The organism is Ruminococcus sp. CAG:330 (assembly GCF_000437175.1).
In the GTDB taxonomy this organism is placed as follows: domain Bacteria; phylum Bacillota; class Clostridia; order Oscillospirales; family Ruminococcaceae; genus Ruminococcus_C.
Genome location: NZ_FR898094.1, coordinates 25046 through 34800, shown reverse-complemented (window position 1 = coordinate 34800; position 9755 = coordinate 25046). Strand labels below are relative to the sequence as shown.

Here is a 9755-nt window from a genome sequence, read left to right as displayed (position 1 = left end):
AGCACCTCCTGCAAATCCCGCCGTTCCGAATCCTCCTGCGGCAGGTAGGCAGCAAGGCGTTCCTGCCAGTCCGGCACATCGATTTCCCGCATCACATTTCTCATGGGGCTGTCCTCCTTTTCCGGCAGCACCGCACAAAACCTGTACAGTGTTTCCTTTGTTTTTATTATACCGTATTTTCTTCCAAATTGCAAGAAAATGGGGCGGATGCTGCAAAACGCACATCCGCCCCATTTTCGAGGTATCTTATGACAGAGTAGGAGTTGTCAGAAATGAGATCAGCTGGGCTGAACCGGCAGGCTGTTTCTCAGGTGTACGAGGAACTGCAGCAGTGTCATGGAGTCGTCCACGGTGACAACGCCATCGGCATAGCACTCCGCATTGATGCGCTGCTTTGCGCCCAGTTCTACGGCACCGCTGATCGCCTTGTTCAGCAGAACGGCATCCGCCAGATCCACATCGCCGTCCAGATTGACATCGCCGTACAGAGCGGACGGGTCAACAGAAACGGTGGTCACCGATGCTGTGGTGGTTTCTTCCGGGGCAGCGGTCGTCTTTTCGGTGGTCTTGGATGCTGTGCTGTCAGAAGTTGCTGCGGAAGCAGTAGTTTCCGAAGCAGTGGTCTCCGAAGCAGATTCCCTGGTGGTTTCCGAAGTAACCGCTGTGGTCGTGGTCTCCTCGGTTGCCTTGGTGGTGGCTGTCGTTACCACCGGCGGTGTATCGATCTGCTGGAACTTTGCGCCGAGGATGCTGTAGAGGGCGCTGGATTCCTTGACCTGCATAAAGCCGTGGGTGTTGATAGAACCGTCGGAATTTCGCCATGCGGTGTCGAAATCGGTTCCCATCTGCGGGACAGTTACGGCCTCGAAATCATCGTCGGAGATAGCTGCGCCCTTTGTGCCGACCTTTTCGCCGTTCGCAATGGCTGTTTTCTCGCCGACCTGATAGTAAGCGCCGTTGTAATAAATGCTGTTCTGGATCGTTCCACAGAATTTATCGTTTGCCACAACGACACCGGACACACCCAGATTTGATGTGAGATTCTCCTTGCTGAAATAGGAGATCACATTGGAGAAATCTGCGCCAGGGTCATCGCAGCGATAGCAGGCAATGTTGTATTTCTTGTTGCCGCCCAGATTGTTGTTATAGGCAGTGCAGTTGGTCAGGCTGCCAAGTTTCGGGTTGTTGTTGTCGGTGAAACCGCAGTTCAGATTCTCAAACGCCAGACAGTTCTTGACGACATGGGCAGAACCGACACCGCCGCCGCCGAGCTTGAAGCCGTTGCCGTCACAGTTGCCGTAGCCCTCGCCGAACTCGGTATAGCCGTTGCGGAATGCCGCGCAGTTCTGGATGGTTACCACACCAATGGGGCCGGTTTCCGTTTTCGCATACAAATCCCAGCCGTCATCGCTGTTGTTATAGGACATACAGCCATCGAACACATTGCCCTCGCCGCAGGTCAGCTTTGCAGCAAAGCCGTCGGCATTTTCCATGGTTTTATCATCGCAGTTATTCTTGGAAGTGCAGTTTAGGATCAGGTTATTGCTGGGCCAGTCTGCAATGGCGGCAGCGCTGGTGTTGTAGCGGGAGAGCTGCAGACCAGTGTCCTGATTGTCGTTGAATACCATGTGCTCAACGGTGTTGTTGCTGCCGGAGAGAAGCATGCCGTTGTCGGCTGCCTTGGTAATCTCAAAGCCGTAGAAATGCCAGTAGTCGCCGTCCAGCACGATACCGCGCTTGGAGGCATTTGCCTCGCCCTGTCCGGAGAAGTCAAAGACAACATCGGCGCCGTTATAGGGCTTGATGGTCTTCATGGCGTTTGCCGTACCGCTGTTGGAGCTGTCGATGAGAATCATCTCGGAGAATTTGTAAGTACCGCCCAGCAGATAGATGGTATGGCCAGCCGTCAGCTTGGAAATGGCGTTGGTGACAGAAGTCGGATCTTTCTCCGAATCGCCGCTGCCCGTTCCGTTGGGCGAGCAGAAGATGTCCCCTGCTGCCGGCACATCCGGTGTGGTCGGAACTGTCACTCTGCCCGTGGTGGAAACCGTTGTCGCACCGGTGCTGCTGGCGGTCACGCTGACTGTCGTCTTGGTAGTGGTTGTGGTGTTGCTGACTGCGGTGGTTGCGGTGGTCACGATGGGATCGGAGGTGTTGTCGGTAAAGCCGCCGCCGATGGCAATGACAGTGGGCTTGTAGTTCACCAGCGCATCTTTCAGTGCCTGATTCACAGCATAGCTTGCATCGTCCACGGAGTTGTCAAACTTCCACTGGAGATCACCGCCCTGTACGCGTCCGGCCTTGGCAGTAACGATAGCCGGCACATCAGCCGCTGCATCTGCCTTGTAGCTGTACATGATGCTGGAATCGGTATCGAAGTTGTTGTAGCCTGTGCCGCCGGAAACCGTCTTGACATCGCCGGGCACTTTTTCGGACGGGTCAGAAACCTCGTATGCATCAAAGGAAGTGCTGTTCTCGGAATACGGGATATAGCTTTGTGCGCCTTCGATATAGTTGCCGTAAGCCTTGATGATACCGCCGGGTTCGCCGGAGAATGTGCCCTCACCCAGTGCATCCGTACCCTGTCCGGAACTCATCATCGGGTTCTTACAGTTGCGGAAGTAGTTGTTCTCTGCAAAGGCAGAGGCACCCTTGGTGACGCCGATGCCGTACTTGGCGTTGCCGTCATAGTAGTTATTGTAGCAGTGTACCGAGCAGGTACGGATTCTCGGGTGGCGGGAATCGGAATGATCGTACCAGTTGTGGTGATAGGTGATGTAATTGGTCTCCGATTCTGACTTCATACCCTGAAGATTGCACTTGCCGTTGTCCCAGAAATGGTTGTAGGAGTGTGTGACATAGGTGGAAGTCTTGGTGTCCAGTGCGCCGTCGCCCTTGACCTGGTCGGCATCCGAACCGGCATCGCCATAGAAGAAGTCGCAGTTGTGCACCCAGATGTGATCGTTGCCCTGCTGCAAGCCGCAGTCATCGCCCTCGCTGCTGTTGCAGTTCATAAAGCCGATGTTGCGCACCTCCACGTTGGAGCAGTTTTTCATGACCAGACCAAATCCGTTGAATACGGTGTCCGTACCGATACCCTCAACGGTAATACCGGCCTTTGCCGTATCGATCATCAAATCGCCCTTAGGCATATCTGCCGGATCGGTGATGTTGCCGAGAAACCGCAGACACAGCGGGCGCTTTTCCTTATTTTTCTTATAAGCAGTGATGATATTCTGCACGCCGGTCACATCTGCCGCACCCTTGCCTGTGGAATCAATGCTTGCAGTTACGGTATCCTTGTTGGCATCCGTCACATATACAACAATTGCATTTTCTTTCAGCGTGCCGTCCTCGTTATACGCACCGGAAGACGTGCCTTCCACAAAGCCGAAACCGCTTCGGTCGTGCGCCTCCACATTCAGCGCAGCTGTTTCCCCTGCCTTGGACTCGTCCTCCTTTCCGCCGATAACCGGAACAACTTTCAGCTGATAGCTTCCAGCTGCCAGTCCCGGCACATCCACACGGAAACAGGTGGGGTACTGCCGTACCAGCATATTATCCACCAGCGTATAACTGCTGCCGGACTTGACATAAACATGGTAATCCGTGGCACCGCTCACAGCGTTCCACTCCGCATAGGCGGATTCCAGTGTGCCCTGTGCAGCGGTAAAGGTAACGCTGGCAGTGCTCGCCGTTGTCATAATTCCATCCCACGATGCCGCATCCAGCGGTGCAGCATCATAATCCGCAGCCACCGGAAGTGCAGAAGTTGCTGTCACTGCGGCAAGGACAACCGCAGCCAAACAGCGACAAAAAGGCTTTCTTCGACTCATACAATTTCCTCCATTCAGCATAATCTTGCTCTGATCAAATTGTTTTTCCATACCCTTTCCCACGGGCTTACAAGAGCATTTGCCGATTTTTGATTCCGGAAAAGCTTGTCCAGCTGCTGCCTTTCGCATCGCTGCAAGTTTTTCCATCTTTAGTATACGCCTGTTCCATTTTCTTGTCAAGCCGAATTTTCCACAATTTCACCGCATGCTGTTTGTACAAAATGCACACTTTCGCATAAAGTGTCGATTCTTTTTTGTGCATCACAGTAAGCCTTCGAAGGCGGTCTCAGCGCCGCCATTTTCTCCTGTTTCTCCGCAAAAAATACAAAGCGGTAAAAAAATTTACAAATTGCAGATATCTTACCACAAACCCGTCGAAAAGTGTTGACAAATGCAGCCCATACGATTATAATAGGAATGACGGCCGAATTTTGACCGCACTCCAGCGGTATTTCATACGGCAATGCTGCCTTGCAGCTCGACAAATGCCAGAGCTTGTTCGAACTGATACGGACAAATCCCACGAGCCAGATCATCGGCTCTGAGTTCCGATAGACGACCTCTGAACGCATGGAATTGAAACACCAGAATCTGCGCCAGTGCAGATTCCCAATGCGGCCCGAAGCAATGGGGGAAAGGAACGATTGACTTGAACGAAGAGAGAAAATCTGTGCCGCCGTCCGGCAGCACACCCACACACCTGACCAAAGACGAAATGCGGGAGCGCATCAAAGCATCTCTCGCTGCCAAAGAGGGACTGTCCTCTGACGGCCAGCCGGCACCCGCACCTGCCTATGCCGGCGCAGCAGCGCCAGCCGGCAGTATCCCCGACCCGACCCGTTCGGAAAAAGTGCGCCAGATTCAGGACGCTATGACTGCAACCAGAAGCAGCGCCGGTTCCGGCTACGCCCAACCGCGGCAAAGCGTCCCCCGCCGGACTGCACCGTCATCCCGTCCGGATTACACCTACCAGAATTACGGCGGATACGGCGAGGAAACCGCCCGCAGCCGTTCCGGCGCAGGAACGCACACCATCCGGAACATCAGCATCATCGCCGGCATTGCCGCCGCTGCCATTCTGCTGATCGTCTATTTCACCGGACTGATCCTGTACCACGGGAAATTCCTGCCGAACACCTACGTCAACAACACCAACATTGCCGGCATGACCGGCGACGAGGCATCTGCCGCCCTGCTGAGCACCGCCCAGAAAACAGGCATCACCTTTGTTCCCAAGGACGGCGACCCCATCACCTTCCCTGCTGCCTCCTTCGGCGGTACAACAGCCATACCGGACGGCAGTCTGGACGAACCCGCTGAGGAGAGCCACGGCGCATGGTTCACCAAGCTCTTCTCCAAAAGCGAATACACCGTGAAATTTCAGGAGTCCTACTCTGAGGATGCGCTGGCGAGTCTGATCGCCGCCTATGACTGGGGCAGTACCCCGCCGACAGACGCCAAGATCGTCACCAACGGCGACGGCTCCTACTCCATCCAGCCGGAGAGCGACGGCAACATGGTGGACACCGCTGTCCTCTCCGACTATGCCATTGCGCAGATGCGGGAGGGCAACAGCGTCATTCAGATGGCGGACAGCAACTGCTACAAAAAGGCATCCGTCACCGCAGAGAGCCTTCAGTCCACACTGGATCTGTACAACAAGATCGGCGCTGCGGACATTACGTTCGACATGACTGACCGGGAAGAGATGATGGATCCGGTGGGCACGGAAGTGCTGGAACACTCCACCATTCTGGACTGGGTTTCCGTACAGGACGATGAGATCACCGTGGACACCGACAAGGCGACCGCATGGGTACAAGAGAACATTGCCGACAAGTACGACACCTACGCAGCCGGCTACACCCGCACCTTCAACTCCACCGCAGACGGCACCGTGGAGCTTGCCTTTGGCGCAAACAGCACCTACGGCTGGCTGACCAATGTGGAACAGACCACGCAGGAACTGGTGGACGCCATCAAGGCAGGCGGTTCCACCACGCTGGAACCGATCTACGACCGTGAGGGCTTCCGGATGCACTCCCACGCCGGCGTGGACTACACCGGCGCCACCTACATTGAAGTGGACATCTGCCGCCAGCACCTTTGGTTCTACGTCAACGGCTCGCTGTTTCTGGATACCGATGTGGTAACCGGACTTGCCTCCGACCCCAACCGTCTGACCCCGCCGGGCGTGTTCAAGATTCGCACGAAGATTCCGGGACAGTATCTGGGCACTTACGAGGTTGAGGGCTATCACACATGGGTGGACTTCTGGATGCCCATTGACAACAACGGCATCGGACTCCACGATCTGGCACGAAGCGCATACGGCGGTGATATCTACCTCACCAACGGTTCTCACGGCTGTATCAACCTGCCCTGGGACATGGCGGAGAAGATCTACAACGAAGTCACCATTGAAACACCGGTTCTGATCGTTCCGTAACGCATCAGAATCCCGCACAAAAAGCAACGCCCTCCGCAGGGATCATCCTGCGGAGGGCGTTTTGGTTTGGAATAAAGCGGAAAGATCAGTCTTCGAAATTAAATTCGTCCTTGAACTTCTCCTTGAAAATTTCGAACACTGCTTCCAGAATGGCGGTGTCCTCGATGGAACGGTATTCCTCCATCTCATCGTCCAGCTCTGCCAGTTCCAGAATCTCGACTTCGTCGGCATCCTCATCAGCGGGCAGCAGCACCACATATTCCTTTCCCTCATAGGGGATCAAGTCCAGAAACTCAAACGAGGTGGGATTGCCGTCCTCGTCCTCCAGTTGAATGAGATTGTCCTCAAATTCCAGCTCTTCGTCCTGCATGGGAACGCTCCTTTCGTGTCGGTTTTATCGTCTGCCGGCAGCAACAGCCGTGCTGACGGTGCTTGTGTGGAATGCCTGCTGATTTTCCGTGACCTCGCCGTCCGCATACTGGAAGCGAATCAGACGCTCTCCCTGGAACGTCAGCGTTCCCTGCTGGTGAAACGGCATATTGACATACGCCTGCTTGCTGGTCACCAGATGCAGGATGTCGCCCTTTCTCGTCTTGAAGATCAGCTCATAATACTCGTTGTACAGCTTCAGTGTCCCGCTGGGGTCGATGGTACGGCGGCGTTCGTCCACCTTCTGCACCAGAACCGCCTGTTCGGTTCGGGCCGGATTTTTTCCACGAATCGGTCTGCGCATGGTCTTTTCTCCTGTGATATAGTATTCCCGATTGAATTCCAGCGGCTGATGCTTTGCCGTCCGGGGATTCTGTACCAGAATCTGGCTCAGCTTCCGCCGAAACGGACTCTGCCGGGAACCCAGCATGACCACCAGCAGCAGTACCACTGCAATTGCCACCACGACAATCAGAAAATTGTCGATGGCATCTCCGAATCTACCTGTCATATGTGCTCCTTCCTGCGGGATGGCTTACAACCCCGCCGGATTCTGTTCTGTAAAGCGCCAGCTGTCCTCGCACATCTTCTGCAAATCAGAAGTTGCCTCCCAGCCCAGCAGCTCCTTTGCCTTTGTGGCATCGGCATACGAGGTTGCCACATCACCGGCACGGCGTCCGGTGATGCAAACGGGAATCTTCTTTCCGCATGCCTTTTCATAGGCGTGCACCACGTCCAGCACGCTGCTGCCCTTGCCGGTGCCCAGATTGATGGCCTCGAAGCCATGGTGGTTGACGCCATATGCCAGTGCAGCCACATGACCGCCCGCCAGATCCATGACATGGATGTAGTCCCGCACGCCAGTGCCGTCCGGTGTGTCGTAGTCGTCGCCGTAGACGCTGACCTTTTCCAGCTTGCCCTGCGCCACCTGTGCCACATAGGGCACCAGATTGTTGGGGATACCGTTGGGGTTCTCCCCGATCAGACCGCTCTCATGAGCGCCGATGGGGTTGAAGTACCGCAGCGCTACTACACTGAACTGCGAGTCTGCCACGCAAATATCCCGCAGCATCTGCTCGATCATCACCTTGGTATAACCATAGGGATTGGTGGCAGAGGTGGGCATATCCTCCTGATAGGGCACGGGGTTGTTGCAGCCGTATACCGTTGCGCTGGACGAAAAGATCATCGTCCGGCAGCCATACTCCCGCATCACCCGCAGGAGGGACAGCGTACCGCTGATGTTGTTGTGATAGTACTCCAGCGGCTTCTGTACTGACTCGCCCACTGCCTTCAGACCGGCGAAGTGGATGACCGCATCGATCTTGTTGTCCTCGAAGATCTGGCGCATGCCCTCTTCGTCCAGCATATCGGTGCGATAAAACCGAATGTGTTTGCCGGTGATCATCTCAATTCTTGCGATGGACTCCACCTTGGAGTTCACCAGATTGTCCATTACGACTACCGAATAGCCTGCGTTGGTCAGTGCCACGCAGGTATGGCTTCCGATAAAACCGGTGCCGCCGGTTACCAGAATTTTTCCCATGATACTACGCTTCCTCTCTTAGCGTCTGCGCTGTGTTTTAGCATATCAGACGCTTATTCTGTTCAATTTAAAATGACGGTTCCGCCGACAGGGCGAATGCGGAGAATGTGGCAGCAGCCCTTGCCCAGCGCAGCCTCCATGCCCTCCTGAAAACAGGTGAGCAGCACGTCCGGAACAAACGCCTGAATGGTTCCACCGAATCCGCCGCCGTGCACCCGAATGGCACCACGTCCGCCCAGCAATGCCGTTCCCACAGCGAGAGCAATGGAGATGGGCTGTTCCTGCGGTGCGGAACATGGATAGACGTTTTGCAGCAGACAGTAGGAGGACTCGCCGGAATTCTGCACCAGGCGCAGAAATGCCTCAAAGTCGCCCCGTTCCAGCGCATCGCACTCGCCCTGTGCACGCCGGTCCTCCCGATAGAAATGGATGGCACGGAGCACCGCCCGATCGCCGCACGCCTTGCGCAGTGCCGGAATTGCCTGCATCACCTGATTTGCCGACACTTCGGAAAGCACCTGTGCGCCGAAATATTTTGCCACAGCGCACATCTCTTCCGGAATCGCCGCATACTCTGCCGTCAGGTCGGCATGATTTCCGCCGGTGTCCACGATACACAGGGCATAGCCCGACGTGGAGAAGTCAAAAGAAACCGGCTCCACCTGCGGTGCGGCAGCGTCTGCGAAGTCAATGGCGACCACACCGCCCACAGACGATGCCATCTGATCCATCAGCCCGCACGGCTTCCGGAAATAGACGTTCTCGGCAAACTGTCCGATCTCTGCGATCTCCTCGGCGCTGCACTGGTTCTCTGCATAAAACGTATTGCAGATATTGCCGAGAAGCACCTCAAATGCTGCGGAGGAGGACAGTCCGGAGCCCTGCATCACCTGTGATTCGGTGTAGGCATCGAAGCCTCTTTTCACACTGTAGCCCAGCTGCCGGAAGCGTGCGGCAACGCCACGCACCAGCTCTGCGGAATCCGGCTTTTTGTCCGTCTGCGGCGCAAGCTCTTCCAGAGAAATGATATCCATAGGAAATCCCTTGCTCTTGACCTGAACCAGATCGTCGTCCCGCATGGCAGCCACGGCGATGATGTCCAGATTGACGCTGGCAGCGAGGACGTGTCCCCGCTGGTGATCCGTGTGGTTTCCGCCCAGTTCTGTTCTGCCGGCAGCAGAGAACAGTGCGACTTCCCGCTCCGTGCCAAACTGCGCTGCAAATGCGTCCAGCGCCTGCATCAGCCGTTCCCGATAGGCGGCGAGAATCTCCGCATCCTTTGACACACAAAGCGCTTCCAGCTTCTCGTCCAATGCTCCGGATGTCAGCAGCTTCTTTGCCTCTGTAATTGTCTTCAATGTAACTCCTCCTTCTGTGCAAACGTTCCCGATGTCCATGTTGCCCATGTACTACTTCTCAGTATAGCCGATTTCACCGAAATTTGCAATAGAATATGACAACTTTTTTTCGCAATTCGAAAAAAATAAAGTAGAAT

General features: G+C 55.3%; 6 protein-coding genes. 1 reads left to right on the top strand and 5 read right to left on the bottom strand.

All coding sequences use genetic code 11. The annotated features are described in order from the left end of the window. Nucleotides 1–278 precede the first annotated feature (278 nt). Complete coding sequence (locus QZL66_RS11525; protein ID WP_022411867.1) at nucleotides 279–3836, bottom strand: pectate lyase family protein; 3558 nt, start codon at nucleotides 3834–3836, stop codon at nucleotides 279–281. A gap of 649 nt (nucleotides 3837–4485) precedes the next feature. Between QZL66_RS11525 and QZL66_RS11520 the strand changes: the two genes are divergently transcribed. After that, entirely contained in the window at nucleotides 4486–6285 is a 1800-nt protein-coding gene (locus QZL66_RS11520) for a L,D-transpeptidase family protein (RefSeq protein WP_022411866.1), read from the top strand. Between the two features lie 85 nt (nucleotides 6286–6370). On the opposite strand, the gene QZL66_RS11515 is transcribed toward QZL66_RS11520, so the two are convergent. The 4 genes from QZL66_RS11515 to QZL66_RS11500 form a co-directional block, all read right to left on the bottom strand. Further along, nucleotides 6371–6655, bottom strand: coding sequence for a DUF1292 domain-containing protein (locus QZL66_RS11515; RefSeq protein ID WP_022411865.1), 285 nt, complete (start codon nucleotides 6653–6655; stop codon nucleotides 6371–6373). Between the two features lie 24 nt (nucleotides 6656–6679). Beyond that, the gene (locus QZL66_RS11510) at nucleotides 6680–7225 is read right to left on the bottom strand and encodes a DUF2500 family protein (protein WP_022411864.1); all 546 of its coding nucleotides are present in this window, start codon (nucleotides 7223–7225) and stop codon (nucleotides 6680–6682) included. A 24-nt stretch (nucleotides 7226–7249) separates the two neighbouring features. Then, nucleotides 7250–8260 (bottom strand): UDP-glucose 4-epimerase GalE, encoded by a 1011-nt coding sequence (gene galE / locus QZL66_RS11505; RefSeq protein WP_022411863.1) that lies wholly within the window; start codon nucleotides 8258–8260, stop codon nucleotides 7250–7252. Nucleotides 8261–8322: 62 nt separating this feature from the next. Continuing rightward, nucleotides 8323–9618 carry a galactokinase gene (locus QZL66_RS11500; protein WP_022411862.1) on the bottom strand — a complete coding sequence of 432 codons (1296 nt, stop codon included), beginning with the start codon at nucleotides 9616–9618 and terminating at the stop codon, nucleotides 8323–8325. Between the last annotated feature and the right edge of the window lie 137 nt (nucleotides 9619–9755).